Annotated in this window: 25 protein-coding genes; 13 read left to right on the forward strand and 12 right to left on the reverse strand. The window is 57.3% G+C overall.

The genetic code is table 11. The annotated features are described in order from the left end of the window. The first annotated feature begins 91 nt into the window (after positions 1-91). Positions 92-1,021 (forward strand): LysR family transcriptional regulator, encoded by a 930-nt coding sequence (locus J8Z22_RS19405; RefSeq protein ID WP_252007671.1) that lies wholly within the window; start codon positions 92-94, stop codon positions 1,019-1,021. 68 nt (positions 1,022-1,089) lie between these two features. Here the strand turns inward: J8Z22_RS19405 and J8Z22_RS19410 are convergent, their stop codons facing one another. Together J8Z22_RS19410 and J8Z22_RS19415 are read right to left on the reverse strand one after the other, a co-directional pair. Then, positions 1,090-1,575, reverse strand: a complete 486-nt coding sequence (locus J8Z22_RS19410; protein WP_252007673.1) for a hypothetical protein — start codon at positions 1,573-1,575, stop codon at positions 1,090-1,092. A gap of 11 nt (positions 1,576-1,586) precedes the next feature. Further along, positions 1,587-2,513: a C-GCAxxG-C-C family (seleno)protein gene (locus J8Z22_RS19415; RefSeq protein ID WP_252007675.1), complete on the reverse strand. Its 927-nt coding sequence runs from the start codon at positions 2,511-2,513 to the stop codon at positions 1,587-1,589. Between the two features lie 351 nt (positions 2,514-2,864). On the opposite strand from J8Z22_RS19415, the gene J8Z22_RS22140 reads away from it, so the two are divergent. Then, a complete protein-coding gene (locus tag J8Z22_RS22140; RefSeq protein WP_256471580.1) occupies positions 2,865-2,993 on the forward strand; it encodes a hypothetical protein in 129 nt (42 codons plus the stop codon). Further along, entirely contained in the window at positions 2,986-3,294 is a 309-nt protein-coding gene (locus J8Z22_RS19420; RefSeq protein ID WP_252007678.1) for a hypothetical protein, read from the forward strand. The genes J8Z22_RS22140 and J8Z22_RS19420 overlap by 8 nt, the downstream gene beginning before the upstream one ends. A gap of 81 nt (positions 3,295-3,375) precedes the next feature. Here the strand turns inward: J8Z22_RS19420 and groL are convergent, their stop codons facing one another. Together groL and J8Z22_RS19430 are read right to left on the reverse strand one after the other, a co-directional pair. Then, positions 3,376-5,022, reverse strand: coding sequence for a chaperonin GroEL (groL, locus tag J8Z22_RS19425; RefSeq protein ID WP_028111598.1), 1,647 nt, complete (start codon positions 5,020-5,022; stop codon positions 3,376-3,378). A gap of 40 nt (positions 5,023-5,062) precedes the next feature. Then, positions 5,063-5,353, reverse strand: coding sequence for a co-chaperone GroES (locus tag J8Z22_RS19430; protein WP_028111597.1), 291 nt, complete (start codon positions 5,351-5,353; stop codon positions 5,063-5,065). A 276-nt stretch (positions 5,354-5,629) separates the two neighbouring features. Between J8Z22_RS19430 and J8Z22_RS19435 the strand changes: the two genes are divergently transcribed. Beyond that, the gene (locus J8Z22_RS19435) at positions 5,630-6,979 is read left to right on the forward strand and encodes an MATE family efflux transporter (RefSeq protein WP_252007681.1); all 1,350 of its coding nucleotides are present in this window, start codon (positions 5,630-5,632) and stop codon (positions 6,977-6,979) included. 241 nt (positions 6,980-7,220) lie between these two features. On the opposite strand, the gene J8Z22_RS19440 is transcribed toward J8Z22_RS19435, so the two are convergent. After that, entirely contained in the window at positions 7,221-7,721 is a 501-nt protein-coding gene (locus J8Z22_RS19440) for an FxsA family protein (protein WP_028111595.1), read from the reverse strand. Positions 7,722-7,950: 229 nt separating this feature from the next. Between J8Z22_RS19440 and J8Z22_RS19445 the strand changes: the two genes are divergently transcribed. Next, complete coding sequence (locus J8Z22_RS19445) at positions 7,951-9,714, forward strand: protein-disulfide reductase DsbD (protein WP_252007683.1); 1,764 nt, start codon at positions 7,951-7,953, stop codon at positions 9,712-9,714. 88 nt (positions 9,715-9,802) lie between these two features. Here J8Z22_RS19445 and J8Z22_RS19450 read toward each other — a convergent pair whose 3' ends face one another. The 4 genes from J8Z22_RS19450 to J8Z22_RS19465 form a co-directional block, all read right to left on the reverse strand. Further along, positions 9,803-10,210: a hypothetical protein gene (locus J8Z22_RS19450; RefSeq protein ID WP_252007686.1), complete on the reverse strand. Its 408-nt coding sequence runs from the start codon at positions 10,208-10,210 to the stop codon at positions 9,803-9,805. 128 nt (positions 10,211-10,338) lie between these two features. After that, positions 10,339-10,935 carry an ATP-dependent protease gene (locus J8Z22_RS19455; RefSeq protein WP_028111592.1) on the reverse strand — a complete coding sequence of 199 codons (597 nt, stop codon included), beginning with the start codon at positions 10,933-10,935 and terminating at the stop codon, positions 10,339-10,341. 143 nt (positions 10,936-11,078) lie between these two features. Further along, a complete protein-coding gene (locus J8Z22_RS19460) occupies positions 11,079-11,279 on the reverse strand; it encodes a DUF2061 domain-containing protein (RefSeq protein ID WP_028111591.1) in 201 nt (66 codons plus the stop codon). An 83-nt stretch (positions 11,280-11,362) separates the two neighbouring features. Further along, entirely contained in the window at positions 11,363-12,406 is a 1,044-nt protein-coding gene (locus J8Z22_RS19465; RefSeq protein WP_252007688.1) for an alpha/beta hydrolase, read from the reverse strand. Between the two features lie 409 nt (positions 12,407-12,815). Here J8Z22_RS19465 and J8Z22_RS19470 point away from each other — a divergent pair, with 409 nt between their 5' ends. The 5 genes from J8Z22_RS19470 (at position 12,816) to accC (ending at position 16,259) form a co-directional block, all read left to right on the forward strand. Continuing rightward, entirely contained in the window at positions 12,816-13,235 is a 420-nt protein-coding gene (locus J8Z22_RS19470; RefSeq protein WP_028111589.1) for a DUF2057 family protein, read from the forward strand. Positions 13,236-13,360: 125 nt separating this feature from the next. Next, a complete protein-coding gene (arfB, locus tag J8Z22_RS19475) occupies positions 13,361-13,780 on the forward strand; it encodes an alternative ribosome rescue aminoacyl-tRNA hydrolase ArfB (protein WP_028111588.1) in 420 nt (139 codons plus the stop codon). A gap of 193 nt (positions 13,781-13,973) precedes the next feature. Continuing rightward, complete coding sequence (gene aroQ / locus J8Z22_RS19480; RefSeq protein WP_028111587.1) at positions 13,974-14,420, forward strand: type II 3-dehydroquinate dehydratase; 447 nt, start codon at positions 13,974-13,976, stop codon at positions 14,418-14,420. Between the two features lie 29 nt (positions 14,421-14,449). Next, the gene (gene accB, locus J8Z22_RS19485; RefSeq protein WP_252007689.1) at positions 14,450-14,908 is read left to right on the forward strand and encodes an acetyl-CoA carboxylase biotin carboxyl carrier protein; all 459 of its coding nucleotides are present in this window, start codon (positions 14,450-14,452) and stop codon (positions 14,906-14,908) included. 10 nt (positions 14,909-14,918) lie between these two features. Next, on the forward strand, positions 14,919-16,259 hold the full coding sequence (gene accC, locus J8Z22_RS19490) for an acetyl-CoA carboxylase biotin carboxylase subunit (RefSeq protein ID WP_028111585.1): 1,341 nt from the start codon (positions 14,919-14,921) through the stop codon (positions 16,257-16,259). 62 nt (positions 16,260-16,321) lie between these two features. On the opposite strand, the gene J8Z22_RS19495 is transcribed toward accC, so the two are convergent. Continuing rightward, positions 16,322-17,998, reverse strand: a complete 1,677-nt coding sequence (locus J8Z22_RS19495; RefSeq protein ID WP_028111584.1) for a methyl-accepting chemotaxis protein — start codon at positions 17,996-17,998, stop codon at positions 16,322-16,324. A gap of 470 nt (positions 17,999-18,468) precedes the next feature. Here J8Z22_RS19495 and J8Z22_RS19500 point away from each other — a divergent pair, with 470 nt between their 5' ends. Together J8Z22_RS19500 and J8Z22_RS19505 are read left to right on the forward strand one after the other, a co-directional pair. Next, positions 18,469-18,990, forward strand: coding sequence for a MerR family transcriptional regulator (locus tag J8Z22_RS19500; protein ID WP_028111583.1), 522 nt, complete (start codon positions 18,469-18,471; stop codon positions 18,988-18,990). An 81-nt stretch (positions 18,991-19,071) separates the two neighbouring features. Continuing rightward, positions 19,072-19,986, forward strand: a complete 915-nt coding sequence (locus J8Z22_RS19505) for a DMT family transporter (RefSeq protein WP_252007691.1) — start codon at positions 19,072-19,074, stop codon at positions 19,984-19,986. A gap of 60 nt (positions 19,987-20,046) precedes the next feature. Here the strand turns inward: J8Z22_RS19505 and J8Z22_RS19510 are convergent, their stop codons facing one another. Together J8Z22_RS19510 and J8Z22_RS19515 are read right to left on the reverse strand one after the other, a co-directional pair. Next, positions 20,047-21,327 (reverse strand): dicarboxylate/amino acid:cation symporter, encoded by a 1,281-nt coding sequence (locus tag J8Z22_RS19510; RefSeq protein ID WP_028111581.1) that lies wholly within the window; start codon positions 21,325-21,327, stop codon positions 20,047-20,049. Positions 21,328-21,470: 143 nt separating this feature from the next. Continuing rightward, positions 21,471-21,728: a hypothetical protein gene (locus tag J8Z22_RS19515; protein WP_252007694.1), complete on the reverse strand. Its 258-nt coding sequence runs from the start codon at positions 21,726-21,728 to the stop codon at positions 21,471-21,473. Positions 21,729-21,857: 129 nt separating this feature from the next. Here J8Z22_RS19515 and J8Z22_RS19520 point away from each other — a divergent pair, with 129 nt between their 5' ends. Continuing rightward, positions 21,858-24,320, forward strand: coding sequence for a bifunctional diguanylate cyclase/phosphodiesterase (locus J8Z22_RS19520; RefSeq protein WP_252007696.1), 2,463 nt, complete (start codon positions 21,858-21,860; stop codon positions 24,318-24,320). Positions 24,321-24,332: the final 12 nt, after the last annotated feature.

Consider the following 24,332-nt stretch of genomic DNA (forward strand, 5'->3'; position numbering starts at 1 on the left):
TGCGCAAATTGTGAGATTGCGGGATTTCAATAAATAATGGCGTTCGATAGAATAATGACATTCATCGCCGCCGTTTATTTGGAGTTTATTAATGAAAAGAATCAATCATCTTGATTTCTTTAGCTTAAGTGTCTTTGTTGAATTATACGAACAGAAAAGTGGCACGGCGGCGGCGATCACCCTGGCCACCACTCAACCCAAAGTCAGCCGTACCCTGACCATGCTCAGAAAGACCTTTAATGACGAACTATTCAGCCGTCACCAGCATGGCATGAAACCCAACCGGATCGCCGACCGCCTCTACCCTCAGGCAAAGCAGCTGGTGGCAGACTACCAAGCACTGGCTCGAACCATGGAGCTGTCTAACAACGAGCAAGGTAGCATTAACATCTGCGCTCAGGAGCATTTTCACCGGCCGCTGCTGAGTTGTCTGAATGAGCTAACCTGCGAAGGCAATAATCACTTTGCATTTGAAATTCACTCCTGGACAGCGGAATCTCAAAAGCGGTTGATAAACCGAAATATTGATTATTGTATTTCCATTAATCCCTCGCCAACAGATGGCATCGCCCATTATGAAATTGCCGCAGTAGGCAAGTACTTTCTCGTTGCCAACCAAGAACATCCCATATTTAACGCTGATATTACCCTGGGTCAAATTCTTCGTTATAAGCTGGCGATCTCTAATTACGCCATGGACGAAATGAGAATACAAAGATTGCAGGCCATCGCCGACCAAAAGAACCTGTCCATCTCGATCGCCCTCAAGATTTCCGATATCGATTTGCTGCTCGATCACGTCGAGGAGAGCAACAGCATCGGCCTGGTTGCTGGCACCGCCTTTCAATCAACGCTACAGAGTCGCACCGGACTCACCTGCATGAACATCTCCGACATCTGGCTCAATGAAACCCAATCCCAAAAACCACTGAAGTATTACCTACAAGCTCATCACGGCGCCGATCAGGCCTTTGCCGCCCGACTGGCGACCACCCTGGGACAGCGCCTGAGCGCTGCCTGAGCGACCAGCAAGACCCCACTCTTTGGCCCCCTCATCGAGCCGATCCCAAAGGATCGGCTCAGTGAACCCTACTGATCATCAAAATCGAACAGCTGTGGTGGATTGCTGGCCAGGGCGCCATTCACCCGAATGATGAACTTCAGGTATGGCAACCACTGATCCGGCTCCGGCTCGATACTGGGGGTAAATTTGTAGGAGCCGGGTTGCAGTTCCTTTAATTCGCCGGCGCAACCGCTGCCATTGTCGCCACACAGATACTGCTGAGCCCGGTGCCAGGGAATCGAAAACGACGAGTCGTAGTCGCCAGGAAACTCCAGGTAAACAATCTCCAGGTTGTGACCGGCATCGATAATGGCCACCCCCTCCTCATCGGCCAGGCGGAACTTCAAAGTGAGACTGTCGCGCTCGGCGGCGTCCACCGTTAACACTATACTGGTAGCCTGATCCAAGGTGACACTGGGATCCACCTCGACACCACCATCACCGCTGTTGCTGTCGGAGCCACAACCACTGAGCAACAGTGCCAACGCCCCGATAATCATTTGATTACGCATTCTAGCCCGCCTCAGTTATGACACACTTGGCATTCACCGGCATCGGCATGCTTGGGCAGTGCCGACAGTTGCTCATGGGAGGAGTGACAGGTCTGACACTCCATCTTCGACTTCACATCCGGACCGATGTAGGTCTCCGGCTCCCGACCCGTCGGCTGATGGCAGGCGCCGCACTCATCATTACTTTCAGCATGGCCTTCTGCTACCAACCTGCCGCTCAGTGATTGATTCAGAAACTCCGAGGTGATGAAGGCGATCTCGGCCGTTACCTGGGCACAGCGTTCCAGCTTGGCATCATGACCAGAACCAAATTTACTGGTACTGGACCAGTGAGACACCGAGGTATGACACAGTACCGAATTGGCCACCGACTGGCCAATCAGCTCCGGTCCCAGCGGCGTGCCATCATTGGTTCGCCAGAACGGCGCGCCAATGGCGGTCAAAAACTCCTGATCGCCGCGGGGCATCGGCGTTTTCTCGTAATAGCGATACACGGCATTGATCACCGCTTGTTGATCGATGCCGGAAAGCACGTTGATCACCATGGCAGCGGCATTCACGCATCCGCACAGGGTTCCCCACCCTTTTACGCCCGTTCCGCCATACACCGCCAGATTGGTCGGGATGGCAGCAAAATGGCAGGCGTCCCCGTGACCACGATCCGCCAACTCTGAAATCAGGGCATTGAACACCCCATACATGCAGCCGCCACGCCGGTAGCCCTCGTAGGCCCGGCGAGCCACACTCATAGGATCCAGCACCACATACTCCAGCAGATGTGCCCCCAGATCCGCCATGCCGTTACTGCCCAGGCCAGAGCCGGTTTCCACCGGGCAGCCTTCGGCGGCAAAAATCGACGAGGACACTGCCGAACTGCCAACGGCCATGCTCGCCAGCCCCACAATCTTGCCCATTGCCTGTCGTCTGTCTACTTTCATCAACTGCTCTCCTAACTCTTGAATTCACATATCCAGTAATTGAATTAGCGCATTTATAGATATTAAATATCTTAAAAATCAGCAACTTAACTCAACCATCAATTGCAGGCTAGAGATCATAAAAGTGAAAGTAAAGCCAGAAAAATGCCGCCTTTGCGGCGGGTCACGGCGGTGGTATAAGTTAGATCTGGGGTTAGATAACGGATATCGACAATCAACAAAACACTGGGCGCCACTTCTGTATTGAGCGTAGGTTCAGCGGCAATTCAGCCCAAATTCAGCAGCAATCAAGCCTGCCCACCGACAATGGGATCGCAGGTTCGATCGACAATTGCTTCGAGGAGACTGACTATGATTCCACTGCCCGGTGCCGTACTGTTGACCCTTGCCACCTTTGGCGCCCTGTGGCCCATTTTCGGCACCGCCGACTCCGGCCAGCCTCAGACGCCCCCCCAGTCCCAGGGGGGCGCCAATGACTGAGGAACTGTGCCAGCACGAGCAAGCCAGGATGTTGTGCTTGCTCACCCACTATCGCTCGATACAACGTGCCTGCTACCAGGGCCGGGCGCTGAGCCTCAGCTCGGCGCATTGCCACGATCTGCTGCGACTGAAGCTGGCCTATGGCCACGGCGGGTTGCAGGCCCGAGCCAGGGGCATCGATGCCACCACCACTCTGAGCCTGACTCACCACGGCCGGCAGCTGTTTCTGCGACTGGACCGCTGGACCGAGAGCCAACGCCGCAGCATGCAGCACCTGTTGCAGCAGAAATTGGCTGCCTGAGCACGTCATTCGGCTCTGAGATTCAGGCATAAAAAAACGCACGCCGAAGCGTGCGTTTTTTGTTGCTGCTAGAGCGGGGGATTACATCATGCCACCCATGCCGCCCATGCCACCCATGCCGCCCATGTCTGGGGCTGCTGGTGCGGCGTCTTGCGGCAGTTCGGTTACCATGGCTTCGGTGGTGATCATCAGACCGGCCACAGAGGCAGCAAACTGCAGGGCGCTGCGGGTTACCTTAGTTGGGTCCAGGATGCCCATCTCAACCATGTCGCCGTAGGTATCGTTACCGGCGTTGTAACCGTAGTTACCGTCACCGCCTTTAACGTTGTTGGCTACAACGGAGGACTCTTCACCGGCGTTGTAGGCAATCTGGCGCAGTGGGGATTCCATGGCGCGCAGAGCCAGCTTGATGCCGACGTTCTGCTCTTCGGTGTCGCCTTTCAGCTCGGTCAGCTTGGAGGCCACGCGAACCAGGGCGGTACCACCACCGGCAACCACACCCTCTTCAACGGCCGCACGGGTTGCGTGCAGGGCGTCTTCAACGCGGGCTTTCTTCTCTTTCATTTCAACTTCGGTGGCGGCGCCAACCTTGATCACCGCAACACCGCCGGCCAGCTTGGCCATGCGCTCCTGCAGCTTCTCTTTGTCGTAGTCAGAGGTGGACTCTTCGATCTGAGCCTTGATCTGACCGACGCGGCCCTGAATCTGCTCCTCTTCACCCACACCGTCGATGATGGTGGTGTTGTCCTTGGTGATCACCACGCGCTTGGCGCTGCCCAGATCTTCCAGGGTGGCTTTTTCCAGCTCCAGGCCGATCTCTTCGGAGATCACGGTACCACCGGTGAGGATGGCCACGTCCTGCAGCATCGCCTTGCGACGGTCACCGAAACCAGGCGCCTTAACAGCAGCCACTTTAACGATGCCACGCATGTTGTTTACAACCAGAGTCGCCAGGGCTTCGCCTTCCACGTCTTCGGCGATGATCAGCAGCGGCTTACCCGCTTTGGTCAGGCCTTCCAGAATCGGCAGCAACTCACGGATATTGGAGATTTTCTTGTCCACCAGCAGGATGAACGGAGAATCCAGCTCAACGGTGCCGGCTTCGGCGTTGTTGATGAAGTAAGGGGACAGGTAGCCGCGGTCAAACTGCATGCCTTCAACCACGTCCAGCTCGTTCTCCAGAGCCTGACCCTCTTCCACGGTGATAACGCCTTCCTGACCCACTTTCTCCATGGCGGTGGCGATGATCTCACCAATCTCAACGTCGGAGTTGGCGGAGATGGTGCCCACCTGAGCGATGGACTTGGAATCTTTACACTCAACGGCCAGCTCTTTCAGCTCGGCAACGGCAGCCACAACCGCCTTGTCGATGCCACGCTTCAGATCCATTGGGTTCATGCCGGCGGCAACGGCCTTCAGGCCTTCGTTGACGATGGACTGAGCCAGAACGGTGGCGGTGGTGGTACCGTCACCGGCGGCATCGTTGGCTTTAGAGGCAACCTCTTTCACCATCTGGGCGCCCATGTTTTCGAACTTGTCTTCCAGTTCGATCTCCTTGGCCACAGACACACCGTCTTTGGTGATGGTCGGAGCGCCGAAGGACTTGTCCAGTACCACGTTACGGCCCTTTGGACCCAGGGTGACTTTCACTGCGTCGGCCAGTACGTTTACACCCGCCAGCATTTTTACGCGAGCGTCATTGCCAAATTTTACGTCTTTAGCTGCCATTTCCGTTTTCCCTTCTAAATCTTGATTCTACAGAGTGAATTTATTCAACGATGGCGAGGATGTCGCCTTCAGACATGATCAGGACCTCTTCACCGTCCACTTTCTCAGTCTTTACGCCGTAGCCTTCGTTAAAGATGACAACGTCGCCAATCTTCACGTCCAGGGCCTTAACTTCGCCGTTTTCCAGAATGCGACCATTACCAACAGCCACGACTTCACCGCGGGTGGATTTCTCGGCTGCGCTGCCGGTCAGCACAATGCCACCTGCAGACTTGGACTCAAGCTCGGTACGCTTAACGATTACCCGGTCATGCAATGGACGAATCTTCATCTGTGATCTCTCCTAAAAGGTTCCGTCTAAAATCAAATCTGTGATTTCTCTGCAGCTTAGCTGCGTTCTGATTCTGTATATGGGGCGGCGGCGGAAAAAACACAAGGGGCGGGTGGAGATTTTTTTCCCGTCATCGACAAACCAGGCTGCCGTCGGCGCGAAAAAAGTTTCAACCGATGTCTGAATTTTGCTCGCCCCGCTTTGCGCCGTTCGGCCGGGGACGGTACCATAGGCCCCCGACCAACCCGCGCCACCGCAACGAATGTGACCTACCGGATGTATAACACGCACGGCCTATTAACCGCTCCCATCGGCAGAACTCTGCTGCGCATGAGTGTGCCTAATTTGCTGGGGGTGCTCAGCCTGCTGTTCTACCATCTGACCGACACCTACTTCATCAGTCAACTGGGTACCGAGCCTCTGGCCGCCATCAGCATGACCTTTCCGGTGACCATGGTGATCTCCTCCATTGCCCTGGGCATGGGCGCGGGCATGAGCGCCAACATGGGACGGCTCCTCGGTCAGGGCGACCTGCCTCAGGCGCGCAGCTTTCTGACCCACGGCCTGATGCTGGCCGGATTGATCGTGATGGTCATCGCCGCAGCCGGCGCCATGACCATCCGGCCGCTGTTCACTTTGCTGGGCGCCGGCGACACCATGTTGCCGCTGATCAATGACTATATGCTGGTGTGGTATTTCGGCATCGGTCTGCTGGTACTGCCGATGGTGGGCAATCAGGCTCTGCGGGCGACCGGTAACACTCGAACCCCGGCCATCGTCACCGCCGTGGCCGCCATCGTCAATGCCATTCTGGATCCGCTGCTGATCTTCGGCATCGGACCGTTTCCACGACTGGAGATGCAAGGGGCGGCCATCGCCACGGTGCTGTCGTGGATCATCACCTTTGTGGTGGCCGCCTGGATGCTCGGCTGGCGTTACAAGCTGCTGGCCCGCCCTTGCCAGCGCCTGCTGGAGCACTGGCGCAGACTGCTGCACATTGCCCGCCCCGCCGCCATCTCCAATCTGCTCAACCCGCTGGCCAATGCACTGATTCTGGCCATACTGGCCCGCATCGATACCAAGGCGGTGGCCGCCTTTGGCGCCGGAACCCGCATCGAGGCCCTGATGCTGGTGGTGGTCACGGCCCTGTGCGGTGCCCTGATGCCCTTTATTGCCCAGAATCTCGGTGCCGGCCACTACCGCCGGGCCAAAGAGGCACTGATGGGCAGCATTCGCTTCGTGCTGGTGTCACAGCTGCTGTTGTACCTGCTGGTGTTGCCGTTTTTGGGCCAGATTGCCGCCCTGTTCAGTGACGACTTAACCGTGCAGGGCTATCTGATCTGGTACCTGCAGATTGTGCCGCTGGCCTACGGCACTCTGGGCGTGGTTATCCTGTTTGTGCTGGCACTCAATGCCTATCACCGCCCGATGACGGCCCTGAGCCTGAACATGGTGCGGTTGTTCCTGATGCTGATCCCCATGACCATGATCGGCAGCTGGATGTTCGGCGTCAAAGGCGCCTTTGCCGGCATAGGTCTGGCCAACCTGGTGATGGGCGTCGCCTGTTACCACCTGGCCACCAAGGTGTGTGAGCCCGCTTCGGTCACCGCCCCACAGCCGCAATAAACGCCATCGCCATAAAGAAAAAGCCGATACCCTGGGGTATCGGCTTTTTGGTCACGTCCGGTTCAAATGCTAACTCGACCCAAGGTGACGTACTCGAAAAAGAGGTGCAGTCTCACTCCGGCCTATGGCTGTCCTGTCCATGACCACCACCGAAGAGACCGGCACAGTGGACCACAAACCACTGACAAGCCACAAGATGGCCGTTGGCTATGACCTGATAAACTGAGCCGCAGGCTGTTCATCAGTCTTTACGCTCATACTCACCTTCAATGGTGGACTTGCCATCCAGATCCTTGGGCTGCTGAGGCCGCTGGAACGGATCAGACTGCTGGAACGGGCCTTGCTGCTGATGAAACTCGGCGCCGAACCCCTGACTATGGACGGTGCGCACCTGCACCCGGCTCAACAGCCAGGTCGCCAAACGCTTGCGAGTCAGCGGAGTCAGTACCAACAGACCCAAGAAGTCGGTCACAAAGCCAGGGGTCACCAGCAATACGCCCGCCACCGCCAACAGCATCGCTTCCATGATCTGAGTACCGGGCAGCTCCCCGCGGTTCATGCGATTGCGCACCTCCATCAGGGTGCTCAGCCCCTGGCTGCGAACCAGAGACGCCCCCACCGCGGCGGTGATCAGCACCAATGCGATGGTGGTCGGCGCCCCCAGGGCGGTGCCAACCTGAATCAGTACCGAAATCTCGATGATCGGCATGATGGCAAACAGCAGAAACAGATAAAAAACCACACAGGCCTCACAAATACGGTTGTTGTTAGAAACTCAAATGGGGTTTCCCCGGTCTATTTTCAAGTCGGCGTTCATGCACTGTTACATTTATCAATGCAGCCACCGGGTGGATCCTTTACAGTAAGCCCACCCAAACGGGCCATAATGGCGCTGACAATGCAGATGCGCTGGCTGCTGCCCGAAGTACGGGTAACCGCCCCTACACCGATTATTGGACATTACACTGACAATGACAAAGCGACTCTTTGCCCTGGCGACACTGCTCCTCGTGAGCCTAACCGCTTCCGCCAACTTTTCCTTCCTGAACCAGGAGCCCCAGGTTCTGCCGGTGGATCAGGCTTACCTGTTTAACTTTTCCCAGCAAGACAATGTTCTGGAACTCAGCTGGGAGATGCCGGAACAGGGGTATTACCTGTATCAGGAGCGGTTTACGGTAAAGGTTGAAGGCGATGTCGAGGTCGGTGAACCGCTCTACCCTGAGGCCACTTCCCATTTCGATGATTTCTTTGGCGAGCAGCCGGTCTATTTTGATCAAGTCACCCTGCAGGTGCCAATTAAGAAGGCGGCCAACAACACCGAACTGACCATCACCTATCAGGGCTGTCTGGACAAGGTACTGTGCTACCCGCCAACCCGCCAGACCATTCTGTTGTCAGAGGTGGCCGCCAACAACGGCATCATCATTCCGGCCGCAGCCGCCCAAACGGCACCGGCGGCGCCCGCCACCGAGCAAGACAGCCTGGCGGCGCTGCTGTCCGACGGCCACCTGGGCCTGGTGCTGCTGACCTTCTTCGGCCTCGGCATCCTGTTGGCGTTTACCCCGTGCGTCTTCCCCATGTACCCCATTCTCACCGGCATCATCGCCGGCCAGGGTGACAAGCTGTCCACCGGGCGCGCGTTTGCCCTGTCCATGACCTATGTGCAGGGGATGGCCATTACCTACTCGGCCCTGGGACTGGTGGTGGCTTCGGCCGGACTCAAGTACCAGGCGGCACTGCAACACCCGGCCATTCTCATCGGCCTGGCGGTGTTGTTTGTGGTGTTGTCGCTGTCGATGTTCGGCGTTTACAACCTGCAGCTGCCGTCGTCGCTACAAAATCGCCTCAATCAGGCCTCCAATTCACAGAAAGGGGGCTCCTTTACCGGGGTGCTGATCATGGGCCTGATCTCGGGTCTGGTGGCTTCTCCCTGCACCACCGCGCCCCTGTCCGGGGCCCTAATCTACGTGGCCCAGAGCGGCGACCTGATGCTGGGCGGTCTGGCGTTGTACGCCCTGTCGATGGGCATGGGAGCACCGCTGCTGTTGCTGGGCACCTCCGGCGGCAAGTTGCTGCCCAAGGCCGGTGCCTGGATGGACATCATCAAGCACACCTTTGGCTTCCTGCTGATCGCCGTATCCATCATGATGCTGACCCGAATCTGGACCGGCCTGGTGGCCGACCTGCTGTGGGCCGTCTGGGGCGTGGCCTTTGTGGCCTACCTGTTGCACGAGAACCGCAAAACCCGCTTCAGTCTGATGCAGACCGGACGCTATGCGGTGTTGGCGGTGGCCCTGCTGGGTGCCATCGGCTATGGCGGCTATGGTGTGGTTACCCAGCTGCAAGCCACCCCAGGCAGCAGCGCCCATCACAGCACCGAGTTTATTCGAGTTAAGAGTCTGGAAGACATCGATCGGGAGGTGGCCAAGGCCAATGCCGCGGGTAAAACCGTGATGTTGGATCTGTACGCCGACTGGTGCATCGCCTGCAAAGAGTTTGAAAAATACACCTTCCCGGAGCCGGAGGTGGTGGCCCGCACCGACCAGATGGTGCTGCTGCAGGCGGACATGACCGCCAATGACGCCATCGACATCGCGGTTCAGGAACACTACCAGGTACTGGGTCTGCCAACGATTCTGTTCTTTGACGCCCAGGGGCAGGAGCTGACCCAGCAGCGGGTCACCGGCTTTATGAAAGCCGCTCGCTTCGCCTCACACCTGGATGGGGTGCTCTAACCCAACCACATCAGCGCCTGGCTTAACAGCCGGGCGCTGGCTGCCAGGGCCAGCACAATGACAAACACCATGGTCCATCGTAATCGAATCATAATCGACACTCTCCCAGTATCGCGACGCCCTGAGACAAGCGCCGCTGTTCGACAATCTCATAACCCTGATCGCACAAGCCATTGAGCTTCAGGTGGTGATCCACCCGTTCGGCCAACCGACCGGTTAATGCCAGCTGATCATCTTGACGATCGGATTGAGAATCCGGCGGTGGCTGATCGCCGCCATTTCGACGGCCGCCCCCTTTGCCACCTCGCTTAGCACCACTTCGGGCAGCCTGACGCTCTCCCTTGCCCTCCATGCCTTCGATGAACAGCGAGAAATGCAGATACCCGTCCTGCCCCTGTTCAAAAGAGAAATACTCCTGGGGCGGCAGCCGATCCGCCGAACTGCTGCAACCGAGGAGTAACGCCAAAGCCGGCAGAGAGACAAGCCAGTGTTTCATTGTGTTCCGTTCCCATAAAAGTGGATAAGCCTGCTACTAGTAGACCCGATCCATTGGTATAGGTGCCTTTTGGAAACGTAAAGTTTGGCAAAGAGTTATAAACTTGCGCCTGAAGGGTTACAGCGACGCTATCGGGAAGGAAATGAATACAGCTCCGGCTTAATGATCAGCGACAGGATGAAATTCAGGGTTCGGTGACAATCCGGCGACTGCAGCAACTCCTGAGTATCCTGCTCCAGCAACGGCAGAATCTCCAGCCACCGCTGGCCGACCCAACAGGCATCGCTTAGACGCTTATCGGCGTACAGTTCGCCGAGTTCGGGCCGAGCATCAAACAGCCTCAACAACGCCTCGCTAAGCAGCTCGAATCGTGGCGACATCGGCAGGGAGGGCCAATTGTTCATCACAAACCCCTGCCCCATCCACACCCCATCTGGCTCGGCCCAAGCCTGGGATACGGTAAACTTGCGCCGCCCTTCCACCACCACGCTCAAACAACCGTCTTCCAGCTGGTGAAAGTCGAGAATCTCAACCACGGAGGCGATGGGGTAACAGGGCAGCGGGTGGCCCTGCTCACGCTGCACGCAAGCCACCAGAGGTAACTGGTTGCGAAAATGCTCGGCGACCACCCGGCTTTGGCCGGGCGTAACCATCCTCAGCTCGCGGCGCCCCTGGGGCAATACCGGACTGTCGATGGGTAACAGTGCCACGATGATTCGACGCATACCAAACTCCCAGCCAACCACAGGGGGCATACTCGAGCGCCGGAGGTTTGAAAACTAACAGAAACCAAAAGCCGGTGCCCGCTGGTCTCTCACTAGTTTAGACCCTGTTTAGGGCGGTTGGGTTTCGAATGCTGGGACGATATTCAGGCGGTCAGCAGGGTTGTCCCCTGCCGGCGCAACTCCAGCCGTTTCCAGAACTTGTCATGGAAATAAAACGCCACGGTGTTCACCAGGGGTTCGACGATGGCCACCACCCCGCCCAGCGTCCAGCTTCCGGTCAGCAAGTACACCAGGGTAAAAGCGATGGAAAAGTGCATTACGGCAAAGCTCAGGGTTTTAATCATGGTCATGGCCTCATTGAGATAATGGCGAATGACCAAATGATAACAATTATCATTTAGATTTAAAATGATAATCTTCGCTTCCGTTAATCTAATTTTTCGATTTCAACCCGCTGCCCCTCGGCCACCGCCTGCTGAAACCCATTCACCAGGGCCTGCCCCTGCAGGCAGCAGCGATTCCACAACGCGATGCGCTGCTCATTATCATAACGCTTAAAATCGCCCCGGTCCGGAATTCGCGCCCCAGGCAGACTGGCGACAAACTCGGGGCTTGGCACCAGTAGCACCACATTACTGAGATTTGCACCGGCACGGCGCCAGGATAGGGATTTATCGAACCAACCCGGCAGTACAAAGGGGTTAAAATGGGGGTACAGCACCAACTTTCCCTGACCGAGCACTGGAAAATCCAGGTGGTAATCGGTGATGCCGCCGTCCATGTAGCGCCCGGGTCGAGCACCATCGATATCCAGTTCGCCCGGCGACAGCATTGGAATGCTGCCGGTGGCCAGCAGAGCCGCTTCCAGGTTGGCGGGCGTCAGCCTGGCCGGGTGAGTGGTCAGCCCGCCCAGAGGCTCAAACGCTGCACCACCGGCCGAGAACAACCAGCGCTCCCACAGCAACTCCAGGCCGGAGCGGCTGATCAGATTCACCAGTGCCGTCAGGCCCAGATTCGCCATCTGTCGGGGACGGCTGTGATTGCGCATCCCTTTCCAGCGGCAGGCGATGAGATTCAAGGTTCGCGTCGGCTGAGCCAACAGCGCCGCTAATCCGACTTCGGCCACCAAAGCCTCGATGATGCCAAGGCAGTTGTCCCGAACCTCCTGCTCGCTCGGGTACTGCTCATAACGCTGATTGATGTACGCCTGCTGCAGACGCCGATGAGCCGCCTCCGGCTGGGGATGACACAGGGCGGCACAGCGCCAGCCTCCGGAGGAGGTACCCAACAGCTCCATCGGCTGCGCCTGTGGCACCCACCGAGTCAGCAGATGACGGTCCAGGGCGGCCAATGGCAGCCACTTAGGGCCGCCGCTGGCGGCAATAAAGCGATCAAACAAAGCCGGCTGCAAACCGTGCTGCGCAATCTGCTCCCGGGCCTGATGTCCGGCGAGGATCCGTAATGCCTTCACTCTGAGTTCCCTTAAAACGGTGGCGCTGTTGATTATCCCCCAGCGAATTAGGCGATGAAAGTAACAGAAAATGTTAAAATTTAGAACAATGTCACTTTTTTCCTGCTCAGTCACCCGCAGTGCTGCGACCCAGCACAACGGATTTTATAGATCCTACCTTTTAATCGCCACCTGGCAGCATTTTGTATAGATTTAACATTTGATTTGCCGGATATACTCGGGCAAGAGTTCACTTTTATGCAACCTAATGGTAAAACATAAGCAAAGTCGTAAAGGGGGATTCGTTACATAATACCCCCTCCCGGCGACGGCCAATGACCGGATTGTCACTGGCCCCGGGGCGACGCTCCGGTTCCTGCGGGGTTTCCCGGCAGGGCCACAGGCGCTGAATGAAGGAAGGAGTATCAATATGCGCAAACTGCCTCTGGCCACTCTGGCCGCAGCTCTGGTGTTGTCTGCCACTGCATCCGCAACCTCTCTGCAACTGCCAAAGGGTTTCTACGCCACCGACGTCAATGGCCAGCCGGTTTCCGTCCATGCCAGCAATCTCAGTCTGGACGCGGGTAAGCAAGTGGTCACCCTACGTTACGCCAACCCCTATATCGGGCACCGCAACCTGCACGAAACCGTGGTCTCTAAGCCCATCTATGTGGTGTTTACCGCCGACGGCCAATCCAACTACAACCTGAACGCCGACATTCCTTATCACCTGAAGGACGCTAAGGCCTTCGCCCAAAAGCCACAATTTACCATTCAACAAGACGATCAACAGGTCGCGTATCAAGCCTATATCGGCAATGGGGCGGTGACGGCCCTGTTGGCAGACTGATCTGCCCGCTAACCACTCCGCCATTCAAACAGGCAGCATCTCCTTGCTGCCTTTTTTGCGGCTGAAACCCTGTGGCCAGCGCAAACTGGTATACTGATACTTCGCCCTCAACCGTGTCGTGCCCCATGCTAGTGATCTCCAACCGCCTCACCATCCCAGCGTACGAGCTTGAATTTCAAGCCATCAGGGCATCCGGGCCAGGGGGACAGCATGTCAATAAAGTGTCCACGGCGATTCAACTGGTGTTCGATTATCGTCACTCCAAGGTATTGCCAGACAGCTATAAACAGGCTCTGGACAACCGCTCCCACGCCAACATCACTGCCGGTGGCAAGATCTTGATTAAGGCACAGCAACATCGCAGCCAGGAGATGAATCGTCAGGACGCCCTGGAGCGTCTGCGAACCCTGTTGGTTGCCGCCGCATTTCGCCCCAAAACCCGCCACGCAACCCGCCCGACCCGTTCCAGTGTCCGCAAACGCCTCGACAACAAAAAGCAGCACAGCCAGCGCAAGCAGATGCGTCGCGCACCGGGCAACGACTGAGCCAGAATAATCGCCTTGAACCAGAGAAACACTGTGGCAATCTCACGTGATTAGACCAGTAAAATGCTGCCATTTTCATTGATGTCGTTATAATGGGAAAAAACCACTTTCTAGGGCGGAACTAAGTAAGCTACTTTGGCTCTTATTAACATTGTCCGAAGTTAGATACTTTTTCGCAGAGGATAGGCGCAAAATGGCGAAGCAAAAGCGGATATTGCTGGTAAATGGCCCAAATTTGAACATGTTGGGTCGCCGGGAGCCGGGTCATTACGGGCAGCAAACCCTGAATGACATCGTAACTGGTCTGACCAAATCCGCCGAAAATCATCAGCTTAGCCTGAGTCATATCCAGAGCAACTCCGAGGCGGAACTGATCGATGCCATTCACCAGACCGAGGTGGATTTTATCATCATCAATCCTGCTGCCTTTACCCACACCAGTGTTGCCCTGCGGGACGCGTTGTTGTCGGTATCCACGCCCTTTATCGAAGTACACCTATCTAACGTCCATGCCCGGGAGGCATTTCGTCATCACTCCTACTTTTCCGACGTCGCCGTTGGAGTGATTTGCGGACTGGGTGCGGACGGTTATCAATTTGCACTGCAAAGTGCGGTTAACTATTTGAATCGTGCTGGCTAGTACGTACAGAGCTTAAAAAGAGAACCCTTATGGATATTCGTAAAATCAAAAAATTGATCGAACTGGTGCAGGAATCCGGTATTGCCGAGCTGGAAATCTCCGAAGGTGAAGAATCCGTACGCATCTGTCGTACTGGCAACGCCCCTGTGGCCCCAGCCACCTACGCGGTGGCTGAGCCAGCGCCGGCACCGGTTGCCGCCGCTCCGGTCGCAGCCGCTGCCGCCCCGGCAGCCGCCGCCCCGGCCGCTATCGATGGCCACGCGGTAAAATCGCCCATGGTCGGTACCTTCTACCGCGCCGCCAGCCCGGCCGCCAAGCCGTTCGTCGAAGTGGGCGATACCGTTGCTGCCGGCGACACCCTGTGCATCATTGAAGCGATGAAGATGATGAACCAGATTGAGTCCGATAAAGCCGGTGTGGTGAAGCAGGTCCTGATCGAAAACGGCGACTCCGTCGAGTTCGACGAACCTCTGTTCATCATCGAGTAAGGAATTCGCCATGTTGGACAAAGTGGTTATTGCGAACCGCGGTGAAATCGCTCTGCGAATTCTGCGCGCCTGTCGCGAACTCGGGATCAAAACCGTGGCGGTGCACTCCACCGCCGATCGGGATCTGAAACACGTGCTGCTGGCCGATGAAACCATCTGCATCGGTCGTGCCCCGGCAACCGAAAGCTATCTGGACATTCCGGCCATCATCTCTGCCGCCGAAGTGACCGATGCCATCGCCATTCACCCCGGCTATGGTTTTCTGGCCGAAAACGCCGATTTTGCCGAGCAGGTAGAAAAGAGTGGCTACATCTTTATTGGCCCGTCACCGGAAGTGATTCGCCTGATGGGCGACAAGGTGTCGGCCATTACCGCCATGAAAAAGGCCGGCGTTCCCTGCGTTCCCGGTTCCGATGGCCCTCTGGGCGACGATGCCAAAACCAACATTCAGATCGCCAAGCGCATCGGCTACCCGGTGATCATCAAAGCCGCCGGTGGTGGTGGTGGTCGCGGCATGCGAGTGGTCCGTCAGGAAAGTGAACTGCTGGAAGCCATTGCCATTACCCAATCAGAAGCGGGCAGCTTCTTCGGTAATAGCATGGTTTACATGGAAAAATTCCTGGAAAACCCCCGCCATATCGAGGTTCAGGTTCTGGCCGACGGTCAGGGCAACGCCATCCACCTGGCCGAGCGCGACTGCTCCATGCAGCGCCGTCACCAGAAAGTGGTTGAAGAAGCGCCGGCTCCGGGCATCACCGAAGAGATGCGTAAATTCATCGGTGAGCGCTGCGCCAAAGCCTGCATCGACATCAACTACCGTGGTGCCGGCACCTTTGAGTTCCTGTATGAAAACGGCGAATTCTACTTCATCGAGATGAACACCCGAATTCAGGTGGAGCACCCGGTTACCGAGATGGTCACCGGCGTGGATCTGATCAAAGAGCAGCTGCGCATCGCCGCCGGCCAACCTTTGTCGATCACTCAGGAGCAGGTGATTGTTCGTGGCCATGCGGTCGAATGCCGCATCAATGCCGAGGATCCGGACAGCTTTATTCCGTCTCCGGGCAACATCGAACGCTTCCACCCACCGGGTGGCATGGGGATTCGCTGGGACTCCCACATCTACGCCGGCTACAAGGTGCCGCCGCACTACGACTCCATGATCGGCAAGCTGATCACCTATGGAGAAAACCGCGACATCGCCATCGCCCGCATGAAAAACGCCCTGCGTGAGCTGGTGGTGGACGGCATCAAGACCAACGTTCCGCTGCAGCAGCGAATCATGGCTGACGAAAACTTCCAGCACGGTGGCACCAACATCCACTACCTGGAGAAGAAGCTGGGTCTGTAACCTCGCTTGCCCGCAAAAAAAACCTGGCCACGGCCAGGTTTTTTTATGGCTGGCGTTCAGGCTCACACCTTGAACTGCCCCACCAGCTGACTCAGCTTACGGCCCGAGGCCCCAAGCTGCTCGGAGATCTGCGCCGACTCGTCACTGGCGTACACCAGCTCGGTGACGATGTCCCGAATCGACACCATGTTGCGGTTGATCTCCTCGGTCACCGAACTCTGCTCGGTGGCGGCGGTGGCGATCTGGCTGGTCATGTCGTTGATCTCGTTTACCGCCCCCGACACCGCCGTCAGGCTGGTGGTGATCTCTCCCGAGGCACTGACGGTGGTTTCGCAGTTACTCTGGCTGTTGTCCATGGTGGATACCGCCTTGGCTACCGACTGATGCAACTCATCCAGCATCTCTTTGATCTCCAGCGTGCTGGTCTGGGTGCGGCTGGCCAGGCCGCGCACTTCGTCGGCCACCACCGCAAATCCGCGGCCCTGATCGCCGGCCCGGGCCGCCTCAATGGCGGCGTTCAACGCCAGCAGGTTGGTTTGCTCGGCGATGTCGCCAATCACCCCAAGCACGCTGTGAATTCGGGTGGACTGGGCGTTGAGGCGGTCGATGTGCTGAGCCGCCAGGTCCACCTCTCCCACCAGGGTGTTGATGGCACTGACCGAGTGCCCCAGCTTGTCTTGTGCGGTATCGGCATCGTCGGCGGCCGCCTGAGTCGCTTCCGCCACCTGGTTGGCGTTACCGGCAATCTCGGCGGCGGCCGTGCTCATCTCGGTGACCGCCGTCACTACCTGTTCGGTCTCATCGTTATGCACCGACAACTGACGGGTTATGGTGCCGGTTTGCTGGTTGATGTTGTCCACCGCCTGCCCCACCTGCACCGTGGCCTCCGCCACCTCACGAATGGTGTCTTGCAGTTTGGAGGTAAACTGATTGAAGGCCAGTCCTAACTGGGCAATCTCATCGTCGCCCTTTACCTGTAAGCGCTTGGTCAGATCTCCCTCGCCCTGGGCAATCTCCCTCAAATTGGCCAGCATCTGATTGACTGGCTCGACGGTCTTTCTGGAGACCGCCACGATGGCCACCACCGCCAGCACCATGATCCCCAGCGACACCAGGGTGTTGATCAGGGTCTCCTCCTCCGCCATGGCCTGTGCTTCGCTGCGAAACAGCGCCACGGCCGCCTCGATCTCGTCCACGTACACACCGGTACCCAGAAACCAACCGTACTCAGTCAAGGGCTTAACGTAACTGATCTTCTCGACCAGGCCGGTGGCACCGGGTTTCTGATAGAAGTAAGACGCCGTATCCCCGCCCCGCTTCGCTGCCGCCACCAGGTTGGCAATGAAGGGGGTGCCATTGGGATCGGTCAGGTGCAACTGGTTTTGCCCCACGGTCTGTGGCTTTAGACCATGAAACTGCACCGTCCCCTCCATGTTGTAGACAAAGAAATACCCCCCGTCACCGAATTCGATGCCCGCCAGGGCATCCTTAACCACCGCCAGCGGCGCCTCACCGGGGTGTGCGGCAATCTGATTACGCACGGTACTGATGGCGATGGTCACCGCATCCTGAACCTGCTTGATCTTTTCCTGACGCAGATCCTTGGTAAAGGTCGCAACCTGCTGCTCCAGTGTCTGCGATTTAAAATAGACGGAGCTGGCAGTCACTACCACCATGGTCATCACCAAAGGCACCGAAGCCAGCAGCAGCATCTTGCCCATCAATCCGAGTCGTCCCATACAGCTTCTCCATCTACATCATTGTTATTGGTATAACCGGGTTCCGCCGCGGTGAAAGGCGTTACTCCACACCCATCAAAACCGTGACAAAACCATCACTTTGCCTAGTTATCATGATTCAAATCCAAACTGCAATTTACAAAACCGGCTGCGACAGCGCCCTCGCCCAGACCGTCAAAATACCCCCAATTTAAACAGGGCATTGTGGGCCGAAAATGACCCATGCAAGCCGCAAACACGATGAACTTAATCACTATTATTCAAAAGTTTGCATCTCAGCTTTCGTTAGAAAAAAAGACATTAGAGATTGTTTACATAACGAGTGATTACAGGTCGATTTCACCTGGGGTTAACAAATAAATAACTGAACTAAATACTCTATTTTCCAGCATTCAAGACGAGACTCTTCATTGACCCGTCTATTGGTATAGGGTTAATACTGGTCGTTACACTGACATTTGGAGGCAGCCATGCTCACGGTTTCTCAACTGGCAACGCGATTCGGCTTGTCCCGTACCGCGGTGTTGTATTACGAACGGCAGGGATTGTTGTCCCCCGCCAGTCGCAGTGGTAACGGTTACCGCTGGTACGGTGACAAGGAGATTGCGCGCCTGGAACAAATTCTGGCCTACCGCTCCTTTGGCCTGCCGGTGGCCAAACTGGCACCGTTATTGGCACAACCGGACGCCGCCAACCGACAGCAAACTCTGCAGGATCAATTTACGGCGCTGGAGCGGGAGATTCAGGTGTTGCGACAACAGCAGCGGGCCATCATGACCCTGCTGGAAACGCCACAGTTGTTACAGCCACAGGGACTGACCAAATCGCGCTGGACCCACATCATGCAAGCCGCCGGCATGGGCGAGCGGGAGATGCGTAACTGGCACCGACAATTTGAACGCATGGAGCCACAAGGCCACCAACAGTTTCTGGAGTCGCTGAACATCGATGAAGATGAAATCCGCGCCATTCGCCAACGCAGCCAAGATTGAACACCGCCGCCAACCCCGCCCTTGACCTGTCTACAACGTGCGGGTTCAAACTGCCGGCCTCATTCATCACTGAGGTCTGTCATGGCTCCCTTCCTCTCTGCCTCTGCGGCGCTGCTTCAACTTACTCATCAACGGCTTTCCCCCCAGTCTGATGCCCACAAGGGCATCGGCCTGGCATTGCTCTCCACGGCACTGTTTGTGGTCGTCGGGGTACTGGTTCGCGTACTGAGCGAGCAAACCATGGGGGTATTGCAGATCCTGTTCGTCCGGCAACTGGTGTTGATGACTTTGCTGGCGCCCGCCATGTTGAACGCCCTGGACAGCCTGCTGACACCACGCCACCTGGGATTGCATGTCGCCCGTATCGGCGGCGCCTTTACCGCCCTGTCTCTGGGTTTTCTGACCCTGGGTCACCTGCCGCTGGCCAATGCCACGGCTCTTGGCTTCACCCAGGTGCTGTTTGTGGCCCTGATTGCCCGTCTGTGGCTGAAAGAGGCCGTGTCTCGCCACCGATGGCTGACCCTGCTAATCGGGTTTGCCGGAGTCATGCTGGTGGTTCAGCCCGATTTCGAGGGAACGGCACTGGTTTATACCGCCACCGGACTGGCGGGGGCAATCGGCGCTGCGGTCGCCGTTGTCTGTGTCCGCCGTATCGCGCAAACCGAACCCAGGCTGACACTGCTGGCCTACCAAGCAGTCTTTGTCGGCCTGTTGGCCCTGATTCCGGCGCTGCTTCAGTGGCAGTGGCCGACGCCTGCGCAGTGGATGATGTTACTGGGCGTCGGCCTCCTGTCCTCGTTGGCACAGTGGCTCGGCGTCAGCGCCTACAAGCTGGCACCCGCCAATGTCATTGCCAATGTCGAGTACGCCAAAATCCTCTACGCCATGGCGTTCGGCTACTGGTGGTTTTCGGAGCAGCCCGACACACCCGCCTTGCTCGGAGCCGGCCTGATCCTATCGAGCGCCCTGATCCCATCATTGGCACGGCAACCATAGAACGGCCCTAAAACCAAACAACCCAGCCAATTGGCTGGGTTGTTGTGACTGCGACGCCGCTTAAACGCGAGCGGCTTCGGCGTCGGCCTCAACCTCGGTCGCTTCGCCAATCTCCCCTTCGGAGTGAGCCACGACGGTGGTCGCCACCAGGTCACCGGACACATTGACCACGGTGCGGGCCATATCAAGCACCCGGTCAATGCCCGCCACCAGTGCCACCCCTTCCAGAGGCAAGCCAACGGTGGTCAACACCAGAGTCAGCATCACCAGGCCGGCACCCGGCACCCCGGCAGTACCGATGGAGGCCAGGGTCGCCGTAACGATGATGGTCAGGTACTGGACCCAAGTCAGGTCGATGCCAAACAACTGCGCCACGAACAGGGCACAGACACCCTGGTACAGAGCCGTACCATCCATGTTAATGGTGGTGCCCAGCGGCAGCACAAAACTGGAGATACTTTTGTTGACGCCAAGTTTCTTAGCACACTTCATCGAGGCCGGCAGGGTTCCGGCCGAGCTGGACATGGTGTAAGCCACCGCCATCGCTTCTGAGATGGTGCGGAAGAAATGAATCGGGCTGATGCGGGACAAGCCAGCCAGCACCAAGCTGTAGAAGCCGAAGATGTGCAGGGCACAGCCCAGGTACACGGCGATGATCACTTTCAACAGCGGCAGCAACACGTCCAGGCCGTACTTTCCGGCCACCCAGGCCATCAAGGCGAACACCCCATAGGGAGCCAGGTTCATCACCATGTCGGTGAGCTTGTACATCGCTTCAGCCAGAGACTCAAACAACTTGATGGCAGGTTTACCATGATCGCCAATCAACACCAGAGCAATGCCCAGCGCCACAGCAAACACGATCACCTGCAGAATTTTGCCCTGAGCCAATGCGGCAATGGGATTGGTGGGGATCATGTTCACCAGTGTCTCGGCCAGGCTGGGCGCCTCTTTGGCCAGATTGGCGCCCGCTTCCATGGAACCGGCTATCTGCACTCCGGCACCGGGCTCAAGCAGGTAACCCAGCGCCAATCCGATGGTGATGGCGATGGAGGTGGTTCCCAAATAAAACACAAAGGACTTCAAACCGATGCGACCCATCTTCTGAGTGTCCTGCATCGAGGTCACCCCGACAATCAGCGAACAAAATACCAAAGGTACGATCAGCATCTTGATGGTATTCACAAACAGGGAGCCAATGGGCTTGAGGTATTCGGCAGATTCGCCCATGGCAACGCCAGTGGCAATGCCGAGCAGCATGCCAGTGAGAATTTTCAACCACAGGGGCACAGATGACCACTTGCACCAGATACCGGCCAAGGGATTGCGGGAGGTAGACATAGAATTCCTATCGGTTCGTTCTTTATGTAGGGAGGGTAAAACCGCGAAGGATTCTAGCAAAAATCCCCTTCGAGGACTGCTCAAATGGACACAAACGTGATCAAAATTCATCCCGGTGGCGGTCACTGACCAGGATCAGGGTTTTACGGACGCCACTGCGCCAGGGAGCTACGTCGGCGCTCGGCCAAACTGAGATAATAGGCCCCGGCAAACCCCAGCAGGGGTAAGCCGCACCCCAGCCCGCAACGTTGACAACGACAGGCAGTGCAATCCAGGTAGGCCCAGACAAAACTCCATCCTCCCAGGGTCATCAACGTCATGACCAGATGCAGGCGGTGACACACCGCCCCCGGCTGATGAGACGTCGGACGCGCGCACCAACCGCAAAAATGAAGAGGCATCTCCCCCCCGTCGAAGTTAGCGAGAATGTTGTTTAAAGTTTAGTCGCTCATTCGCTTGGCAACATTAAGGAGAAAGTGGCATCATGGGCGCAAAATAATGATAGCTTTAAGATCTTCACTACAACGCCGATGCTGACTTCGCTCTCGCCGCTCCCCTCCACCGCAGACAATGCGCCGATGATCGCAGCATTGGCTCAGCTGAGTGTGCCGGAACAACCATCGGAGCCGCTGTTTGCCATCCTGCATCAATGGCTGCAGCAACAACTGCACGCGCCCCATTTTCTGCTTATCGAAGGCGAGCCCCCACAGCTGAGGTACAAGGGCAGTGATCTGGACTCCCACAGCCTGTTGGCTGACGACGGCCTGGTGAACTACCTGATGAAAGGGCGCAGCCCGTTGAATCTGTCCCAGGCCGAACTGGTGGCCCGGCAGATGAATAAGCAGGTCCAGTTGACGCCCCCCAAGCCCCAGGCCTGGCTCGGCGTGCCCTGGTGTGACGCCGACAATGGCAGCGGTGCCATCGTGGTATTTTGCACCGACAAACATCGCTACAGCGAGCAGGACCAACGGCTGCTGAAGCAGTTTTCCGGCTTGCTGAAGCAGGCCCTGCACACCCGTTCGGTCCGTCAGCAACTGCAACAGCTGCGACAACAGCAGCAACAGGTGGATCGGCAACTGGCGCAGCAAAAAACCCTGTTATCGGTTCAGCATCAGATCGCCAGCCTCAGCCGGCAGCTGCTGCCCCTGGATCAACTGTGCCAGCAATTTCATCAGCAATTTAAGCGCCTGCTTCCCTGCAATAACTTTTACGTCGCCCTGATGGACCAGGAACGCCGTCAGCTGCAGTTCCCCTACATGGTGGATGAGTTCCAGCACAAACTGCATAAGCGCCGGCCCCTGGGAAACGGCCTCACCGAGTACCTGCTGCAACGGGCCGAGCCGCTGCTGCTGGATTACCAGCAACGCCAGGCACTGATTGATGAGGGCCTGGCCCATGAAATCGGCCACTGCGCCCAGTCCTGGATGGGCGCGCCGCTGATCAACGACGACAACGTCATCGGCGCGGTGGTGATACAGGATTACCATCAGGTCGGCCGCTACAGCGATGACGATCTGCAGATGCTGTCCTATCTGGCGCAGCACATCGCCAACGTGATCATCATTCAACAGGCCCACCGCAGCCTGTCAGAAACCCAGCAGGCACTGGAAGGGGCGGTCAACGAGCGCACCCAGGCCCTGCAACACGAGATCGCCGAACGGCGACGCATCGAGAGCCAGCTTCGCCACGACAACCTTCATGATCACCTCACCGGCTTGCCCAACCGGGCACTGTTGCTGGAACGTCTGGACCAGTTGTTTGCCCAGAGAAAGCGCTGCGCCGACTTTAACTACGCCTTGATCTACCTGGATCTGGATCGCTTCAAGATGGTCAATGACAGCCTCGGCCATCTCACCGGCGACGCCTTGCTGATGCAGGTGTCGACCCGGCTCAAGCGTTGCCTGCGGGGCAGTGACACCGTGGCCCGTTTAGGCGGCGACGAATTTGCCGTGTTGCTGGACAACCTGCATGACAGTCAGGATGCGATGATCACCGCCCAGCGAATTCACAAGATGCTGTCGCAGCCGTTCCTGATCAATAACGAAGAGATCTACAGCGGTGGCAGCATCGGCATCGCCTACTGTGACGACGCCTACAACAGCCCTCAGGAGATCCTGCGGGATGCCGACGTTGCCATGTACCAATCCAAGGCCAAGGGTGGCCGCCAGCCGGTGGTCTTTACCGGCACCATGCGCCAGGCGGCACAGGTGCGACTGCGACTGGAGACCGAGCTGGCCCGGGCCATCGAACAGGATCAGTTTGAGATTCACTATCAACCGGTGTGGCGTCTGGACAATGAGCAACTGGTGGGCTTTGAGGCACTGGTGCGCTGGCGCCACCCCAGCAAGGGGCTGCAGCTGCCCGCTCAATTCATCGAGGTGATGGAAGAGACCCGCCAGATCCTGGAGCTGGATCGGCTGGTACTGCAGAAAACCTGTCAGCAGTTCGCCGACTGGCAACGCAAGTACCCACGCATGGCGCGCATCAGTGTCAGCGTCAACCTCTGTTCCGAGTGGTTCTCGCGCCAGAACAGCCTGGATGTGATCAACTCGATCCTGAAAGAGACCCGCTTACCGCCGGAGTCGCTGCGACTGGAGATCACCGAACGTTCGCTGTTGGGCCAGCATGAGCAGGCCTCGATAGTGCTGAAACAGATTCGGCGCCTGGGAGTGCGCCTGGCCATGGACGATTTCGGCACCGGCTACTCCTCTCTGAACTACCTGCATCGCCTGCCACTGGACATCGTCAAGATCGATCGCAGCTTTACCTGCCAGGTACACACCGAACAGCGGGCCCGGGATGTGGTTCAGGCCATTGTCCATCTGGCCAACGCCCTCAACATGAAGGTCAACGCCGAAGGCATCGATGACATTCGACAGATTGAGATCCTGCGCAACATGGGTTGCCACTTCGGTCAGGGTTTTCAACTGGGAAGGCCGATGGCGGCAGACAATGTCCCCGCCTTTATTGCTGGAAAAAACACCAAGTCCTAGTCCGCCCTTCCT

This window comes from Ferrimonas sp. SCSIO 43195, from assembly GCF_023716685.1.
GTDB lineage: Bacteria > Pseudomonadota > Gammaproteobacteria > Enterobacterales > Shewanellaceae > Ferrimonas > Ferrimonas kyonanensis.

Bases quoted from the DNA above. Each gene is read 5' to 3' on its own strand.
- J8Z22_RS19510 (WP_028111581.1), bottom strand. From the start codon at position 21,327: ATGTCTACCTCCCGCAATCCCTTGGCCGGTATCTGGTGCAAGTGGTCA.
- J8Z22_RS19455 (WP_028111592.1), bottom strand. From the start codon at position 10,935: ATGCGTCGAATCATCGTGGCACTGTTACCCATCGACAGTCCGGTATTG.
- J8Z22_RS19505 (WP_252007691.1), top strand. From the start codon at position 19,072: ATGGCTCCCTTCCTCTCTGCCTCTGCGGCGCTGCTTCAACTTACTCAT.
- J8Z22_RS19495 (WP_028111584.1), bottom strand. From the start codon at position 17,998: ATGGGACGACTCGGATTGATGGGCAAGATGCTGCTGCTGGCTTCGGTG.
- J8Z22_RS19470 (WP_028111589.1), top strand. From the start codon at position 12,816: ATGCGCAAACTGCCTCTGGCCACTCTGGCCGCAGCTCTGGTGTTGTCT.
- J8Z22_RS19515 (WP_252007694.1), bottom strand. From the start codon at position 21,728: ATGCCTCTTCATTTTTGCGGTTGGTGCGCGCGTCCGACGTCTCATCAG.
- J8Z22_RS22140 (WP_256471580.1), top strand. From the start codon at position 2,865: ATGATTCCACTGCCCGGTGCCGTACTGTTGACCCTTGCCACCTTTGGC.
- J8Z22_RS19445 (WP_252007683.1), top strand. From the start codon at position 7,951: ATGACAAAGCGACTCTTTGCCCTGGCGACACTGCTCCTCGTGAGCCTA.
- J8Z22_RS19500 (WP_028111583.1), top strand. From the start codon at position 18,469: ATGCTCACGGTTTCTCAACTGGCAACGCGATTCGGCTTGTCCCGTACC.
- J8Z22_RS19520 (WP_252007696.1), top strand. From the start codon at position 21,858: ATGCTGACTTCGCTCTCGCCGCTCCCCTCCACCGCAGACAATGCGCCG.
- groL (WP_028111598.1), bottom strand. From the start codon at position 5,022: ATGGCAGCTAAAGACGTAAAATTTGGCAATGACGCTCGCGTAAAAATG.
- J8Z22_RS19435 (WP_252007681.1), top strand. From the start codon at position 5,630: ATGTATAACACGCACGGCCTATTAACCGCTCCCATCGGCAGAACTCTG.
- J8Z22_RS19405 (WP_252007671.1), top strand. From the start codon at position 92: ATGAAAAGAATCAATCATCTTGATTTCTTTAGCTTAAGTGTCTTTGTT.
- J8Z22_RS19430 (WP_028111597.1), bottom strand. From the start codon at position 5,353: ATGAAGATTCGTCCATTGCATGACCGGGTAATCGTTAAGCGTACCGAG.
- accC (WP_028111585.1), top strand. From the start codon at position 14,919: ATGTTGGACAAAGTGGTTATTGCGAACCGCGGTGAAATCGCTCTGCGA.
- aroQ (WP_028111587.1), top strand. From the start codon at position 13,974: ATGGCGAAGCAAAAGCGGATATTGCTGGTAAATGGCCCAAATTTGAAC.
- arfB (WP_028111588.1), top strand. From the start codon at position 13,361: ATGCTAGTGATCTCCAACCGCCTCACCATCCCAGCGTACGAGCTTGAA.
- J8Z22_RS19460 (WP_028111591.1), bottom strand. From the start codon at position 11,279: ATGATTAAAACCCTGAGCTTTGCCGTAATGCACTTTTCCATCGCTTTT.
- J8Z22_RS19450 (WP_252007686.1), bottom strand. From the start codon at position 10,210: ATGAAACACTGGCTTGTCTCTCTGCCGGCTTTGGCGTTACTCCTCGGT.
- accB (WP_252007689.1), top strand. From the start codon at position 14,450: ATGGATATTCGTAAAATCAAAAAATTGATCGAACTGGTGCAGGAATCC.
- J8Z22_RS19415 (WP_252007675.1), bottom strand. From the start codon at position 2,513: ATGAAAGTAGACAGACGACAGGCAATGGGCAAGATTGTGGGGCTGGCG.
- J8Z22_RS19420 (WP_252007678.1), top strand. From the start codon at position 2,986: ATGACTGAGGAACTGTGCCAGCACGAGCAAGCCAGGATGTTGTGCTTG.
- J8Z22_RS19410 (WP_252007673.1), bottom strand. From the start codon at position 1,575: ATGCGTAATCAAATGATTATCGGGGCGTTGGCACTGTTGCTCAGTGGT.